Raw genomic sequence first — 14,643 nt, forward strand, 5'->3', positions numbered from 1 at the left:
AATCAAGGCGTAAATCGTCATGCAGATTTCCCTCGCTCATCAGGTAGCGCTGGTCACCGGCGCCAGCTCCGGCATCGGCCACGCCGCCGCCCAGGCACTGGCCGCCGCCGGTGCCGCCGTCGTCATCAACTACAACAGCAGCGCCAAACCCGCTGAAGAGCTGGCTGCGAAAATCAACGCCGAGGGCGGCAAAGCGCTCGCCATCGGTGCCGATGTCTCGAAAGAAGACGAGGTCGAGCGGCTGTTTGCCGAGACCGTCGACGCCTTCGGTTCGCTGGACATTCTGGTGGCCAACTCCGGCCTGCAGAAAGACGCCGCAGCCGTGGACATGACGCTGGACGACTGGAACACGGTGATCGGCGTCAACCTCACCGGGCAGTTTCTCTGCGCCCGCGCGGCGTTGCGGATTTTTCAGCGTCAGGGCGTGCGCGAAGGCGTGTCCCGGGCCGCCGGCAAGATCATTCACATGAGTTCGGTGCACCAGCGCATTCCCTGGGCCGGGCACGTCAACTATGCGGCGTCCAAGGGTGGCGTCGATCAATTGATGCAGAGCTTGGCCCAGGAGGTCAGTCACCAGCGCATCCGCATCAACAGCATTGCCCCGGGAGCGATTCGCACGGCGATCAACCGTGACGCCACTGAAGGTGCGGCGGGACAGAAACTGCTCGAACTGATTCCCTACGGCCGCATCGGCGACGTCGAAGATGTCGCCAACGCGGTGGTCTTTCTCGCCTCCGACCTGTCTGACTATATCGTCGGCACCACGCTATTCATCGATGGCGGCATGAGCCTCTATCCGGGGTTTCGCGGCAATGGCTGATCATCATCCGGAACGCCAAAGCGCCATCGATGCCCACGGCATCATTGGCGACATGCGCAGTGCGGCGCTGGTCAACGACAGGGGCAGTGTGGATTTTTTCTGCTGGCCGGAGTTCGATAGCCCGTCGATTTTCTGTTCGTTGCTGGACACGCCTGAAGCAGGGATTTTCCAGCTCGCACCGGACTTGCCCGGCGCCCGGCGCGAGCAGATTTATCTGCCCGACACCAACGTCTTGCAGACTCGCTGGTTGAGTGAACAAGCGGTGGTCGAGATCACTGATCTGTTGCCCATCGGTGACCATGACGATGCCCTGCCGTTGCTGATGCGCCGTGTGCGTGTGGTCAGCGGCTCGGCGACGTTCCACCTGCGCTGCGCGGTGCGCCATGATTACGGCCGCGCCGATACTCAGGCGCAGTGGCACGATAAGGACGTGACGTTCAGCGCCGCCGGCCAGCCGTCACTGCGCCTGGCCTCGGATCAGCGGTTAACGCTAGACGCCAACGCGGCGGTGGCGCAGTTCACCCTCAAGCAAAACGAAACCGCCGCGTTCATGCTCGGCGCCAGCGACGACCCGCGCTTCGCCGCAGGGGCCGCTGAATTGTGCATACAGCGCACCTTGCTGTTCTGGCGCGGCTGGATCGGCCAGTCCAACTACCGCGGACGCTGGCGAGAAATGGTCAACCGCTCGGCCCTGGCCCTGAAACTGCTGACCTCGCGCAAGCACGGCGCGATCCTCGCCGCCGCCACCTTCGGTCTGCCGGAAACCCCCGGCGGCGAACGCAACTGGGATTACCGCTACACGTGGATCCGCGATGCGTCGTTCACGGTGTATGCGTTCATGCGTTTGGGTTTTGTCGATGAAGCCAACCACTACATGCAATGGCTGCGTGGACGGGTCAGCGATTGCTGCGGCAAACCGATGAAGTTGAACATTCTCTACGCCATCGACGGCCGCCAGGAGCTGCCGGAGAGCGAACTGACGCACCTGTCCGGCCACGGCGGCGCAACACCGGTGCGCATCGGCAACGGCGCCTTTGAGCAAATCCAGCTGGACATTTTTGGCGAGCTGATGGACGCGGTTTATCTGGTCAACAAATACGGCGACGCGATTTCCCATGAAGGCTGGAAGCACGTCTGCGAAGTGGTCGATCAGGTCTGTGAAACCTGGCAGACCGAGGATGTCGGCATCTGGGAAATGCGCGGCGAGCAGCATCACTTTCTGCACTCACGCTTGATGTGCTGGGTGGCCCTGGACCGCGCCATCCGTCTGGCCTCGAAACGCTCGCTGCCGGCACCGTTCGCCCGTTGGGATCAGACCCGGCAAGCGATTTATGCCGACATCTGGGACAACTTCTGGAATGAGGAACGCGGACATTTCGTCCAGTACAAGGGTGGCACCGCGCTGGATGGCTCGATGCTGTTGATGCCGCTGGTACGTTTCGTCAGTGCCAAGGACCCGCGCTGGCTGTCGACGCTCGCAGCGATCGAAAGAAATCTGGTGCGCGACGGCATGGTTTATCGCTACCGCAACGACGACGGCAATATCGATGGCCTCAGCGGTACCGAAGGCGCATTCGCCGCATGCTCGTTCTGGTACGTCGAATGCCTGGCCCGCGCCGGACAAGTGGAAAAAGCGCATTTGGAGTTTGAACAGTTGCTCAGGTATGCCAATCCGCTGGGGCTGTATGCCGAAGAGTTCGACAGCCATGGGCGGCACTTGGGCAACACGCCGCAAGCGCTGACGCATCTGGCGTTGATCAGTGCGGCGAGTTTTCTGGATCGCAAGTTGAGTGGGGAAAAGAGTTCCTGGCAGCCGTAAATCTCGCCACTGTCTGTAGGACATATTCCACAAAACTGTGCTTTACCAGGCCAAGTCCTACGCAGCCATCAGCAGAATAATTCCCTTTGTGGCGAGGGAGCTTGCTCCCGCTGGTTCGCGAAGCGGCCCCAAACCCTGCGTCTCCATCCGTCCAGAGGGACCGCATTGCCTGGCTTTGCGCCTGCTGCGCAGCCGAGCGGGAGCAAGCTCCCTCGCCACAAAACGCGCGTCTCATGGGGATTACACCGCCTCAACATCCCTTGGACTATTCTCCCCCCTGCAACTTGCAGTCACACCCGGAAATACCCTGTTGCCAGCGGTTACATCCGCACCTACCATCCAACGCAACGGGCACAGCGGAGCTGTCCAACCACCCCCGAATTCAAGGAACCGGAATGCCTCACCACGTCCAGCGCAGCATCGACTCCCCTCTTCGCACCGGGCTGACCCGCACCCAGCTCTGGGAAGCCGCCGATCAAGGCCTGATCAAATGCTGGGAAATCGGCCGCCAGCGTGCCGAGCGCTTTCCCGATCTCGCTCAACGATGCCTTGCAGGCGAATTGCCGGTGCTCGGCTGGAAAGGTGGCGTCAGTCGCAGCCTGAAGAAAAACGAGAAATACGGCTCGCTGAAATATCTCGCGCAGTGGCAGGGCTTACGTGGTGAAGATCTGGATATAGATTTGGCTGAGGAACGTTCGCTGACATGCTCGCGGACGAAAATGAAAGTGACGTTTACCCCGGATCGGACCAAGTATTTCAATCAGGTGGCGGAAGTTGAGGCTTAAGGAGAGGCAGGGATGGTCGACTTACATCAGGAATTTCAAAACAGCCGCTTCTTCCACGAAGCGCGGATTGACAGGCGTTCAGCAGACGCACTCGCAGGTATCGCAGTCGGGCTTGCGGCGGACGGCAAAATTAATCAGCAAGAAGCCGAGTTCCTCAAGAATTGGATTGAAACGCACTTGATCCATCTGGAAGATCCGGTGGTAAACATTCTCTATAGACGTCTGGCCAGCATGCTTAACGATGGGGTACTGGATGCCGACGAGTCTGTGGAACTGTTGGGACTGCTCCATCAATTCACTGGTTTGCCCGTCGGCGCCGCAACAATGTCATATGCGCCGACGAGCCTTCCTTTCGATACTCCCGCCCCAGAACTAAGTTTGCCTAATCGAGTGTTCTTGTTCACCGGCGTAATGTCGTATGGACCACGCAAGGAATGTGAATCCTTGATTGTCGAGCGAGGTGGACTGATCGGTAGTTCCGTCAGTAAGAAGGTTCACTATCTCGTCGTCGGCAACATCGGCAACGAACAATGGCTCCACAGTAGCTACGGCCTCAAGATTAAAAAAGCCGTTGAGCTGAGAGAAAACGGTATACCGATCGCTATTATTGGCGAAGATCACTGGTCGAAAGTGTTGTTCGGATAAGTCGATTTCAAGATGCTGCGTGATCCGCAGCGCTGACTGAAAACCGCTCGCGATAGGCCTGTGGCGTGACGCCAATAGCACGGAGAAAACTGCGCCGCAGTGTTTCTTCACTGCCAAACCCGCAATTGGCTGCGATGCGTTTGACCGGCAGCCCGGTGTCGCTTAGCAAGCGTCTTGCGGTTTCCACGCGAATCAACTCGATCGCGCGCGCCGGGGTCTGGCCGGTGTCGGCGCGGTAGTGGCGGATGAAGCTGCGTTCGCTCATGCCGGCCTGTTCGGCCAGCGTGGGAATGCCGAGGTCGCACATAAGGTTCTCGGCGATCCAGGCGTGCAGTTCATCGAAACGGTTGCCCTGATGTTGCAGTGACAGCGTGACGCTGAACTGTGACTGCCCACCGGGTCGTTTGAGGAACACCACCAAGTGCCGGGCGACGTCCAGAGCGATGTCGCGACCGAGGTCCTCTTCGACCATCGCCAGCGCCAGATCAATGCCGGCCGTGACCCCGGCCGAGGTCCACACCGGGCCGTCATTGATGAAAATCGGATTGGCTTCGACGCGCAGCCTGGGATGTTGCTGCGCCAGTTGTTCGCAACGCGTCCAGTGCGTTACCACGCGGCGGCCGTCGAGCCAGCCACTGGCCGCCAGCAGAAAAGCGCCGGTGCATACCGAGGCCACGCGGCGGCAGCCAGCGGCATGTTCGCGCACCCAATGTACCAATGGCGCATCTTCAGCCGCCGGATAAATACCCCAGCCACCGGCGATGATCAACGTGTCGCTGGGCGCCGTCGGCAACGGTTCAGCCAGCACCGCCAGACCCGCCGACGACATCACCGCCCCGCCCTCGCTGGCAATCACGCTTGGCGCATAAGGCGTCGGCAAGCCGCGCTGACGGGCAAGATCGTTGGCCGAAGCGAACACTTGCAATGGCCCGGTGACATCGAGGATCTGCATGTTGGCGAACGCGAGAACGTGAATGGCTTTGGGCATTTGGCGTAATTCGTGGGGTGATTGGCGTATGCGCCAGAACCTACGCGACTACAGTCAAGCCGTCCACCCCCTCAATGGAGAAAAACACCATGACGTTGCAGATCGGTTTTCTGTTGTTTCCGCAGGTCCAGCAACTCGACCTGACCGGCCCGTACGACGTGCTGGCCTCGCTGCCGGGCGTGCAGGTGCATCTGGTCTGGAAGGACCTGATGCCGGTCACCGCCAGCACCGGCCTGCTGCTCAAACCGACGACAACGTTTGAAGACTGCCCTTGCCTGGACGTGATCTGCGTGCCCGGCGGTGGCGGTGTCGGGCCGCTGATGGAGGATGAACAAACGCTGAACTTCATCAAACGTCAGGCCGCACAGGCCTGTTATGTGACCTCGGTGTGCACCGGCTCTCTGGTGCTTGGCGCGGCCGGCCTGCTGAAGGGCAAACGCGCGACCACGCATTGGGCGTATCACGACCTGCTGCCGACGCTGGGGGCGATTGCGGTGAAGGATCGGGTGGTTCGCGACGGCAATCTGTTTACCGGTGGCGGGATTACCGCCGGGATCGATTTCGCCCTGGTGCTGGCGGCGGAACTGGTCGATGCCGACACGGCGCAACTGGTGCAATTGCAGCTGGAATATGCCCCGGCGCCGCCGTTCAATTCGGGTAGCCCCGAGGTCGCGCCGAGTGCGATTGTCGATGAAGCGCGGTTGCGCGCGGCGCCTTCGTTGAAGTTGCGCACGGAGATTACCGAGCGCGCGGCTGCCAGACTCAACCTGCGCTGATCCCGAACGCCCACCGATTTCTGATTGAAATAATCAGCCAATGTGGGAGTGGGCTTGCTCGCGAATGCGGTGTCATAGATACAGATAGGCTGACTGACACACCGCTTTCGCGAGCAAGCCCGCTCCCACAATGGGTTTTGTGTCGAACCGTCAGATTTGCGACGCTCCCCATCCCCGCCACACCTTCACTTGTCCCCAACCCCTCGCCCGTGTAGAAAGCCCCTTCCAGAATTTCGCACAAGGACTTTCGATGAAGGCGTTGCCATGGCTCTATCTCGGGCTTCTCGGCCTCGGTTACGGATTGGCCCTGAGCTACGGCCAGCTCGGCTGGCTGGCACTGATCTCTGTCGGGCTTTTGTTATTCGCCGCGTTCGCTGTGCGCCAGCAACAGGTGCCGGTTGCGCGTTGGCTCGGCCATGGCCTGTTTATCGTGCTGGCTCTCGCGCTGGCGATGCACTGGCTGCCAGGTTTCGCCAACGGTCGCGCCATCGACCCGCAACGTTTCACGGACGATGCTGTGCCATTCGCGATGTACCTCAACCTCGACAAACCGCTGATTGGCTTCTGGCTGTTGCTGGTCTGCCCCTGGATTGTCGCGCGACGTTCGTTGCGCCTGAGCGTCTATGCCACCGCCCTCGCCCTGACCCTGAGCGCGGTCCTCGCCCTCGGCGGCGCATTGTTGCTCGGCGTGATCACTTGGGCGCCGAAGTGGCCTGATCAGGCCTGGCTGTGGGTGCTGAACAATCTGCTGCTGGTGACGCTGGTCGAGGAGGCGCTGTTTCGCGGCTATCTACAGGGCGGACTCAGTCGTCGCCTCAAACACCTGCCCTACGGCGACAACCTCGCGCTGCTGTCGGCTTCGCTGTTGTTTGGTTTGGTGCACGCCGGCGCTGGCTGGACCTGGGTGTTGCTGGCGGGACTGGCCGGGGTCGGCTATGGTCTGGCCTACCGTTTCGGCGGACTGGGCGCGGCGATCGCCACGCATTTCGGCCTGAATCTGCTGCACTTCGGTCTTTTCACCTATCCGATGCTGGCCAGTTGATGCAAGCGCCGTTTTGCGACGGCCTACTTAAATCTGAAAAAAAACTTCAATAAAAACCTGTCAGCGCCGACAACCTTTCAAAGCCTTGCGGATTGAAAAACCATGCGTAACAACCAGCCCATTACACAACGCGAGCGGACCTTTCCAGCTCAGCAACGGTTGATCTCCACCACCGATGCCAAGGGCGTGATCACCTACTGCAACGACGCGTTCGTTGAAATCAGCGGGTTTTCGCGGGAGGAACTGATCCGCGCGCCGCACAATCTGGTCCGTCACCCTGACGTGCCGTCGGCGGTGTTTTCGCACATGTGGGGCACACTGAAACAAGGCTTGCCATGGATGGGCATTGTCAAGAATCGCTGCAAATCCGGTGACCACTATTGGGTTAACGCCTATGTCACACCGGTGTTTGATGGCAGCCAGGTGATCGGTTACGAGTCGGTGCGCGTCAAGCCCACCGCCGAACAGATCCGCCGCGCCGAAGCGCTCTACCAACGCATCAATCAGGGCAAGTCGGCGATTCCTTCGACGGACAAATGGCTGCCGATCCTGCAGGACTGGCTGCCGTTCATTCTGGTCAGCCAGTTGAGCTTCATGATCGGCGCGACGCTGAACTCGCAGTGGGGCTTCGCCCTCGCCGCCGCTCTGTCGGTGCCGCTGGGCCTGATGGGCCTGCAATGGCAGCAACGCGGACTCAAGCGTCTGCTGCGCCTGGCCGAGCAGACCACCTCTGACCCGCTGATCGCGCAGATGTACACCGACAGCCGTGGCGCGCAGGCGCGTCTGGAAATGTCGATCCTCAGCCAGGAAGCCCGCCTGAAAACCTGCCTGACCCGTCTGCAGGACACCGCCGAACACTTGACCGATCAGGCCAAGCAGTCCGATGCCCTGGCACACAACAGCTCGACCGGCCTGGAACGCCAGCGCGTGGAAACCGAACAGGTCGCTACCGCCGTCAACCAGATGGCCGCCACCACCCAGGAAGTCGCCAGCCACGTGCAACGCACCGCTGACGCCACCCAGGAAGCCAATCGCCTGACCGGCCGCGGCCGCGACATCGCTGGCGAAACCCGCGAAGCCATTCAGCGCCTGTCCGTGGTCGTCGGCGAAACCGGCCTGACCGTGACACAACTGGCCAAGGACAGCGACGAAATCGGCGGCGTGGTCGACGTGATCAAAGGCATCGCCGACCAGACCAACCTGCTCGCCCTCAACGCCGCCATCGAAGCGGCGCGTGCTGGCGAGATGGGTCGCGGCTTCGCGGTTGTGGCTGACGAAGTCCGCCAACTGGCGCAACGCACCAGCGAATCCACCGGGCAGATCCATGCGCTGATCGCCAAGCTGCAACAGACCGCGTCTAGCGCCGTGCAAACCATGGAAGCCGGGCATCGCCAGGCCGAAGAAGGCGTGGCGCGGGTGCTGGAAGCGGATCAGGCACTGGTCGGCATCAGCGAAGCGGTCGCCAACATCACCGACATGACCACCCAGATCGCCGCGGCGACCGAAGAACAAAGTGCGGTGGCTGAAGAAATCAGCCGCAACATCAGCAATATTTCGGAGTTGGCGGATCAGACCTCGGAACAGGCGCATAACTCGGCGTTGCTGAGTGAAGAACTGACCAAGACTGCGAATACACAGTATTCGTTGGTGGCGCGGTTTAACCGCTGACGGTTCTGGCGGCAACAAAAAACCCGGAGGGCGGGAGCTTCCGGGTTTTTTGTTGCCTGCTGAAATTGACGGTGTCCGATAGAGCGCTTTCGCGAGCAGGCGAAGGCCTACACTGGATTCGCGGCGGCCACAGATTGTGTGCCTGATCACGATCCCCTGTAGGAGTGAGCCTGCTCGCGAATAGGCCATAACAGCCAGCGAAATTATTGAGGCAACTTCAGCTTATCCAACAGTCGATTGACCAACAGTTCGTTCAGCATGATCACCTGTTGCAGCGCCAGCAGTGGTTTGCGTTCCGGGCCGCCTATTGAATTGGCGATGTTACCGGCCATGGCATGCGCGTATGAAAGCGACTCGCAGGCCTCGATCAACAGGATCTCGTCATCCAGCGAAGGATCGACAACATAGACGGGGCGATATTTTGGCGAACCTGGCGGTGCTGCCAGGTCTTCGGGCCTGAGGTAGTAATCGAGGGCGCGGTCGGTGGCTTCTTTGACTTTTTGCGGATCGAGCGCGCGGTCGTGGGGGATTGGCGGGTTGGGGGTTACTTTGAACATGGGCGTGCTCCAGTTTCGGATATCGGGAGCCAGCACCCTCGCTACCAAACGAAGGGTGGTGGCCATACGCAGGTTGGTAGACCGGTCGAAACGGGAAACCCGGCGCTCGCAAAGGAGCCCCACGCATGCCCACCATAAAAGCCGAGTCCCGAATCGGGACTGCATACGGTGACGCTATACAACGGTTTCGACGCGGGCTACCAAACCCCATCACTGTTTTTCAGTGACAGACAAACGATATAGCCCACCGCCTAACCGCGTAAGCCGGCGGATTCTGGCGTACGCGTAGGCAACGGCGCAAGGAGTTGTAGCCGTTGTGGCGTAACGGCTGGTGTCTTGTAAACGGGTTTGCGGGGTTATGTTTAAGCGGCGCGTTTGTGGGGATCAGGATTGGGGGCATATCCGTTGCTGCGGTAACGGTTCCTTATGGTTTCGCTCTTACAGCGAGTCCCTTTTTCAAACGCCAAAAAGGAACCAAAAGGCTTTGCCCCCGGCGTACGGCCCGCTCGCTGGGGCTCGGGGTACCCTCGCTACGGTGTCCATCAGGGGGCATCGTCTCCGGTTGGCTTCGCTGCACCTCCTCCCGATGTATGCGGCTTCGCCGCATGGCGCTACGCGCCTAACCCCCTGATGAACACCTACGCTCGGCCTGCCGAAGGGGCAGGAGATCAAAAGCCAGAGCCAGAGCCAGAGCCAGATCAAAAGATCGCAGCCTTCGGCAGCTCACATTTGGATCGAGTGTCTATGATAGAAATCTGTCGGCCGGCAGGCGCCTTCGCGAGCAGGCTCACTCCTACAAGGGGGGCGGTGTACATCAGGAAGAATCAGGTCGGCTGCCAGGCCGCCTTCGCGAGCAGGCTCGCTCCCACAAAGACAAAAGCAAAGCAGCGCAGCTGCCCGCGGCGAAGCCGCCCCACTCAACAATGAGCGTTAGCTCGAGTACCGCTCTTGATCTTGATCCACGGGCGACTTCGGAAGGCTGAGCGCAGGGATTGATCCGGGCGTGGGAGCGCAGCGACCGTACGACGCAGTCGTACACAGCGGAAGGAGGTGCAGCGAAGCAAACCGGAAACGCTGCGCCCGGATCGATCCCGGAGCGAAGGAACCCCGAGCCCCAGCGAGCGGGCCGAACGTAGGAGCAAGCCTTTTTGGTTACTTTTTCGGCGTCTGGAAAAAGTGACCCGCCGTAAGGGCGGAACCCTAAGTGGCCCTTACCGCAGCAACGGATATACACCCGAAAAATCAACGAAAAAAACAAGCCACCGCCTGCGCGGCGCTAGCCAAATGCTGTTCATGGGTAAACCCGGAAACCTTCAACGGCTTCAAATCATGATCCCCCGCCACCAGCCAAAACACCTCAATCCCCGACGCTAACAAATACCCCTCAACCGCCTCACGATTACCCAGCGCATCCCGCTCCCCCTGCACAATCAACGCCCGCGTACGCAACGAAGCCAAATGCTCAACCCGCGGCTTCTCCGGTTTCCCCGCCGCATAAAACGGATACCCCAGACACACCAGCGCATCCACCCCCAACTCATCCGCCACCAGACTCGCCATCCGCCCGCCCATCGACTTGCCGCCAATCGCCAAAACCCCAGCGACATGACGCCGCACTTCGCCATACACCTCCCGCCAGCACTCCTGCAATTTCGGCGCAGGATTCGGCGGACGCTTGACACCATCCACCCGCCGCTGCGCCATATACGGAAACTCAAAGCGCAATACGTTGATACCCAGCGCAGCAAGACGCCCAGCCATATCCGACATCCAGTCACTGTCCATCGGCGCCCCCGCCCCGTGCGCCAGAATCAGAGTCGCCGAAGCCTTACCCGTGGCGGCATCCCAAAGCCACCCATGATCACGCACACACTGCGCCCATTGATCCCCGTCAATACTGGCCTTGTGCTGTTTGTCCATGCTTGCCTCGCTTTTAGTCTGCCTATAACTCCAGACGAAGGATTCGCGCCGTTCGCGCGCTCACTTCGGCTGAACCGTGGATGGGGAACCATGAACACTTCTATCAGTACCGCCTACAACTACAAGGTGGTCCGCCAATTCGCCATTATGACGGTGGTGTGGGGCATCGTCGGCATGGGCCTCGGGGTTTTTCTCGCGGCGCAATTGGTCTGGCCCGAACTCAACTTCAATTTGCCCTGGACCAGTTTCGGCCGTCTGCGCCCGCTGCACACCAACGCGGTGATCTTCGCCTTCGGTGGCTGCGCGCTGTTCGCCAGCTCTTTCTACTCGGTACAACGCACCTGCCAGACGCAATTGTTTGCACCAAAAATCGCCGCGTTCTGCTTCTGGGGCTGGCAACTGGTGATTCTGCTGGCGGCGATCAGCCTGCCGCTGGGTTACACCAGTTCCAAGGAATACGCCGAGCTGGAATGGCCGATCGACATCCTGATCACTATCGTCTGGGTCGCCTACGCGATTGTGTTTTTCGGCACGATCATGCAGCGCAAGACCAAGCACATCTACGTGGGCAACTGGTTTTTCGGCGGGTTCATCATCACCGTGGCGATTCTGCACATCGTCAACAACCTTGAGTTGCCGGTGAGTCTCACTAAATCCTACTCACTGTACGCCGGCGCCACCGACGCCATGGTGCAGTGGTGGTACGGCCACAACGCCGTGGGCTTTTTCCTCACCGCCGGCTTCCTCGGCATGATGTATTACTTCGTGCCGAAACAGGCCGAGCGGCCGGTGTATTCGTATCGCCTCTCAATCGTGCACTTCTGGGCGCTGATCACCCTGTACATCTGGGCCGGTCCGCACCACTTGCACTACACCGCGCTGCCGGACTGGGCGCAGTCGCTGGGCATGGTGATGTCGCTGATTCTGCTGGCGCCGAGCTGGGGCGGCATGATCAACGGCATGATGACCCTCTCGGGCGCCTGGCATAAATTGCGCAGCGACCCGATCCTGCGCTTCCTCGTGGTGTCGCTGGCGTTCTACGGCATGTCGACCTTCGAAGGGCCGATGATGGCCATCAAGACTGTGAACGCCCTCTCCCACTACACCGACTGGACCATCGGCCACGTACACGCCGGCGCCCTCGGCTGGGTGGCGATGATTTCCATCGGCGCGCTGTACCACATGATCCCGAAAATCTTCGGCCGAGCGCAGATGCACAGCATCGGTCTGATCAACGCGCATTTCTGGCTGGCGACCATCGGCACCGTGCTCTACATCGCCTCGATGTGGGTCAACGGCATCGCCCAGGGCCTGATGTGGCGCGCGGTCAACGAGGACGGCACGCTGACGTACTCCTTCGTTGAAACCCTGGTGGCCAGCCATCCGGGCTTTGTTGTGCGACTGGTCGGCGGGGCGATTTTCTTGAGTGGCATGTTGCTGATGGCTTACAACACCTGGCGCACCGTGCGGGCCTCGCAGCCTGCTGACGTCGTTGCTGCCGCGCAGATGGCCTGAGGAGTCCGCCATGAAACACGAAACGATTGAAAAGAACGTCGGCCTGCTGATGCTGCTGATGGTGTTCGCCGTGAGCATCGGCGGCCTGACCCAGATCGTCCCGCTGTTTTTCCAGGACGTCACCAACAAACCGGTGGAAGGCATGAAGCCCTACACCGCGCTGCAACTGGAAGGTCGCGACATCTATATCCGCGAAGGCTGCGTCGGTTGCCACTCGCAGATGATCCGCCCGTTCCGCGCCGAAACCGAGCGCTACGGGCACTATTCGGTGGCCGGCGAAAGCGTCTGGGATCACCCGTTCCTGTGGGGTTCGAAACGCACCGGGCCGGACCTTGCCCGCGTGGGCGCGCGCTACTCGGATGACTGGCACCGCGCGCACTTGTACAACCCGCGCAACGTGGTGCCGGAATCGAAGATGCCGGCCTACCCGTGGCTGGTCACGCAGGCGGTCGACAGCAGCCACACCGAAACCAAGCTGAAAACCATGCGCACCCTCGGCGTGCCGTACACCGACGACGACATCAGCGGCGCGGTCGCCAGCCTCAAGGGCAAGACTGAAATGGACGCGCTCGTCTCCTACCTGCAAGTGCTCGGCACTGCGATCAAGAGCAAGAGGTGAGCACGATGATCATTGAAATGAGTGCAGGCCTGATCCGCGGCCTCGGCACGGTCGTGGTGTTTGTCGCGTTTGTCGGTTTGACCCTGTGGGTGTTCAACCGCAAGCGCACCCCGGAATTCGCCGAAGCGCGCCTGCTGCCGTTTGCCGACGAACCGCAACCCGAAACAATTTCCACCCCTGAAACAAGGAGTACCCGGCCATGACCACCTTCTGGAGTACGTGGATCTGCGTACTGACCATTGGCAGCCTGATCGGCCTGACCTGGCTGCTGATCGGCACGCGCCGGGGCGAGACCAAGGGCAGCGTCGACCAGACCATGGGCCACAGCTTCGACGGCATCGAGGAGTACGACAACCCGCTGCCGCAGTGGTGGTTCATGCTGTTCGCCGGCACGCTGGTGTTCTCGGTGGGCTATCTGATTCTGTATCCGGGCCTGGGCAACTGGAAAGGTATCCTGCCGGGTTACGAGGACGGCTGGACCGGCGTTCACGAGTGGGAAAAGGAAATGAACAAGGCCGACGCCAAATTCGGCCCGATCTTCGCCAAATTCGCGGCGATGCCGTTGGAAGAAGTGGCCAAGGATCCGCAGGCGCTGAAAATGGGCGGTCGCCTGTTCGCTTCCAACTGCTCGGTGTGCCACGGCTCGGATGCCAAGGGCGCGTTCGGTTTCCCTAACCTCGCCGACAGCGACTGGCGCTGGGGCGGCGACGCCGAGACGATCAAGACCACGATCATGGGCGGGCGGATGGCGGCAATGCCGGCCTGGGGCGAAGTACTCGGCGAGGCCGGGGTGAAAAACGTTGCCGCGTATGTGCGCCATGAACTGGCCGGCCTGCCGCTGCCCGCCGACAGCAAGGCGGACCTGCAAGCCGGGCAACAGGCGTTCAGCATCACTTGCGTAGCTTGTCATGGCGCCACCGGCCAGGGCACGCCCGCCATGGGCGCGCCAAACCTGACCCATCCGGCGGGCTTCATTTATGGCACCAGTCTGACCCAACTGGAACAGACCATTCGCCATGGTCGCCAGGGCCACATGCCAGCGCAGAATGAATTGCTGGGCAACGATAAAGTGCAATTGCTTGCCGCTTATGTCTACAGTTTAAGCCATGGATTGAATACAGAAAAACTAATAACTGAAGACAGCAAAAAATAGTAATTGCGCACATCGCTGCCGCAGCTTTCTCGCTGCGGCAGTTTCCCACCCCTTTGCGACGCATTGTCGCACCCCTGGCAACCTCTCCTTTCGAATCCCCGGAATCGGGTCTACGCTTCATCGAAGCGGACCGGCCAGCGTCGGTTTTCAGATCAATCCCGAGCGATGCGTTCGATGAACCGGCTGACAGATTCGCCGCAAACGCTGATGGATAACGGCTGTTGCGCCGATTGCCCTTCATCCCCCGATCACGACGCATGAAGATGCGCCGTCGACCGCGATCCGCAGCGCTGGTTTTTTTCGCTCGGTGCGACATTTTGTCAGCGGTCATTTTTG

General features: G+C 60.5%; 14 protein-coding genes. 11 read left to right on the forward strand and 3 right to left on the reverse strand.

Going from position 1 to position 14,643, the window contains the following annotated elements; genetic code table 11:
• The first annotated feature begins 19 nt into the window (after positions 1-19).
• The 4 genes from HU739_RS08380 to HU739_RS08395 all read left to right on the forward strand — a co-directional run bounded on the left by HU739_RS08380 (position 20) and on the right by HU739_RS08395 (position 4,069).
• Positions 20-820: an SDR family oxidoreductase gene (locus HU739_RS08380; protein WP_186550977.1), complete on the forward strand. Its 801-nt coding sequence runs from the start codon at positions 20-22 to the stop codon at positions 818-820.
• Positions 813-2,639, forward strand: coding sequence for a glycoside hydrolase family 15 protein (locus tag HU739_RS08385; RefSeq protein ID WP_186550976.1), 1,827 nt, complete (start codon positions 813-815; stop codon positions 2,637-2,639). Before HU739_RS08380 ends, HU739_RS08385 begins: the two co-directional genes overlap by 8 nt.
• A 395-nt stretch (positions 2,640-3,034) precedes the next feature.
• Positions 3,035-3,424: a hypothetical protein gene (locus tag HU739_RS08390; protein ID WP_186550975.1), complete on the forward strand. Its 390-nt coding sequence runs from the start codon at positions 3,035-3,037 to the stop codon at positions 3,422-3,424.
• Positions 3,425-3,436: 12 nt separating this feature from the next.
• The gene (locus HU739_RS08395) at positions 3,437-4,069 is read left to right on the forward strand and encodes a BRCT domain-containing protein (protein ID WP_186550974.1); all 633 of its coding nucleotides are present in this window, start codon (positions 3,437-3,439) and stop codon (positions 4,067-4,069) included.
• A 7-nt stretch (positions 4,070-4,076) separates the two neighbouring features.
• Here the strand turns inward: HU739_RS08395 and HU739_RS08400 are convergent, their stop codons facing one another.
• Entirely contained in the window at positions 4,077-5,057 is a 981-nt protein-coding gene (locus HU739_RS08400) for a GlxA family transcriptional regulator (RefSeq protein WP_186550973.1), read from the reverse strand.
• Between the two features lie 89 nt (positions 5,058-5,146).
• On the opposite strand from HU739_RS08400, the gene inhA reads away from it, so the two are divergent.
• The 3 genes from inhA (at position 5,147) to HU739_RS08415 (ending at position 8,543) form a co-directional block, all read left to right on the forward strand.
• Positions 5,147-5,833 (forward strand): isonitrile hydratase, encoded by a 687-nt coding sequence (inhA, locus tag HU739_RS08405; RefSeq protein WP_186550972.1) that lies wholly within the window; start codon positions 5,147-5,149, stop codon positions 5,831-5,833.
• 250 nt (positions 5,834-6,083) lie between these two features.
• Positions 6,084-6,875, forward strand: a complete 792-nt coding sequence (locus HU739_RS08410; protein ID WP_186550971.1) for a CPBP family intramembrane glutamic endopeptidase — start codon at positions 6,084-6,086, stop codon at positions 6,873-6,875.
• A 102-nt stretch (positions 6,876-6,977) separates the two neighbouring features.
• Positions 6,978-8,543 carry a methyl-accepting chemotaxis protein gene (locus tag HU739_RS08415; RefSeq protein WP_186550970.1) on the forward strand — a complete coding sequence of 522 codons (1,566 nt, stop codon included), beginning with the start codon at positions 6,978-6,980 and terminating at the stop codon, positions 8,541-8,543.
• A gap of 203 nt (positions 8,544-8,746) precedes the next feature.
• Here HU739_RS08415 and HU739_RS08420 read toward each other — a convergent pair whose 3' ends face one another.
• Both HU739_RS08420 and HU739_RS08425 read right to left on the reverse strand, forming a co-directional pair.
• The gene (locus tag HU739_RS08420; protein WP_186550969.1) at positions 8,747-9,100 is read right to left on the reverse strand and encodes a DUF6124 family protein; all 354 of its coding nucleotides are present in this window, start codon (positions 9,098-9,100) and stop codon (positions 8,747-8,749) included.
• Positions 9,101-10,342: 1,242 nt separating this feature from the next.
• Entirely contained in the window at positions 10,343-11,020 is a 678-nt protein-coding gene (locus tag HU739_RS08425) for an alpha/beta family hydrolase (protein ID WP_186550968.1), read from the reverse strand.
• Between the two features lie 90 nt (positions 11,021-11,110).
• Here HU739_RS08425 and ccoN point away from each other — a divergent pair, with 90 nt between their 5' ends.
• The 4 genes from ccoN to ccoP are packed head-to-tail and all read left to right on the forward strand — an operon-like array spanning position 11,111 to position 14,307.
• Positions 11,111-12,535 (forward strand): cytochrome-c oxidase, cbb3-type subunit I, encoded by a 1,425-nt coding sequence (ccoN, locus tag HU739_RS08430; RefSeq protein ID WP_186550967.1) that lies wholly within the window; start codon positions 11,111-11,113, stop codon positions 12,533-12,535.
• Positions 12,536-12,545: 10 nt separating this feature from the next.
• Positions 12,546-13,154, forward strand: coding sequence for a cytochrome-c oxidase, cbb3-type subunit II (gene ccoO, locus HU739_RS08435; protein ID WP_003223389.1), 609 nt, complete (start codon positions 12,546-12,548; stop codon positions 13,152-13,154).
• Between the two features lie 5 nt (positions 13,155-13,159).
• The gene (locus tag HU739_RS08440; RefSeq protein ID WP_186550966.1) at positions 13,160-13,357 is read left to right on the forward strand and encodes a cbb3-type cytochrome oxidase subunit 3; all 198 of its coding nucleotides are present in this window, start codon (positions 13,160-13,162) and stop codon (positions 13,355-13,357) included.
• Entirely contained in the window at positions 13,354-14,307 is a 954-nt protein-coding gene (ccoP, locus tag HU739_RS08445; RefSeq protein WP_186550965.1) for a cytochrome-c oxidase, cbb3-type subunit III, read from the forward strand. Before HU739_RS08440 ends, ccoP begins: the two co-directional genes overlap by 4 nt.
• Positions 14,308-14,643 lie beyond the last annotated feature (336 nt).

Source organism: Pseudomonas hamedanensis, assembly GCF_014268595.2.
GTDB classification, from domain to species: domain Bacteria; phylum Pseudomonadota; class Gammaproteobacteria; order Pseudomonadales; family Pseudomonadaceae; genus Aquipseudomonas; species Aquipseudomonas hamedanensis.

What these genes read in the sequence shown, in the direction of transcription:
- HU739_RS08380 (WP_186550977.1), top strand. Translation starts at nt 20, where the DNA reads ATGCAGATTTCCCTCGCTCATCAGGTAGCGCTGGTCACCGGCGCCAGC.
- HU739_RS08385 (WP_186550976.1), top strand. Translation starts at nt 813, where the DNA reads ATGGCTGATCATCATCCGGAACGCCAAAGCGCCATCGATGCCCACGGC.
- HU739_RS08390 (WP_186550975.1), top strand. Translation starts at nt 3,035, where the DNA reads ATGCCTCACCACGTCCAGCGCAGCATCGACTCCCCTCTTCGCACCGGG.
- HU739_RS08395 (WP_186550974.1), top strand. Translation starts at nt 3,437, where the DNA reads ATGGTCGACTTACATCAGGAATTTCAAAACAGCCGCTTCTTCCACGAA.
- HU739_RS08400 (WP_186550973.1), bottom strand. Translation starts at nt 5,057, where the DNA reads ATGCCCAAAGCCATTCACGTTCTCGCGTTCGCCAACATGCAGATCCTC.
- inhA (WP_186550972.1), top strand. Translation starts at nt 5,147, where the DNA reads ATGACGTTGCAGATCGGTTTTCTGTTGTTTCCGCAGGTCCAGCAACTC.
- HU739_RS08410 (WP_186550971.1), top strand. Translation starts at nt 6,084, where the DNA reads ATGAAGGCGTTGCCATGGCTCTATCTCGGGCTTCTCGGCCTCGGTTAC.
- HU739_RS08415 (WP_186550970.1), top strand. Translation starts at nt 6,978, where the DNA reads ATGCGTAACAACCAGCCCATTACACAACGCGAGCGGACCTTTCCAGCT.
- HU739_RS08420 (WP_186550969.1), bottom strand. Translation starts at nt 9,100, where the DNA reads ATGTTCAAAGTAACCCCCAACCCGCCAATCCCCCACGACCGCGCGCTC.
- HU739_RS08425 (WP_186550968.1), bottom strand. Translation starts at nt 11,020, where the DNA reads ATGGACAAACAGCACAAGGCCAGTATTGACGGGGATCAATGGGCGCAG.
- ccoN (WP_186550967.1), top strand. Translation starts at nt 11,111, where the DNA reads ATGAACACTTCTATCAGTACCGCCTACAACTACAAGGTGGTCCGCCAA.
- ccoO (WP_003223389.1), top strand. Translation starts at nt 12,546, where the DNA reads ATGAAACACGAAACGATTGAAAAGAACGTCGGCCTGCTGATGCTGCTG.
- HU739_RS08440 (WP_186550966.1), top strand. Translation starts at nt 13,160, where the DNA reads ATGATCATTGAAATGAGTGCAGGCCTGATCCGCGGCCTCGGCACGGTC.
- ccoP (WP_186550965.1), top strand. Translation starts at nt 13,354, where the DNA reads ATGACCACCTTCTGGAGTACGTGGATCTGCGTACTGACCATTGGCAGC.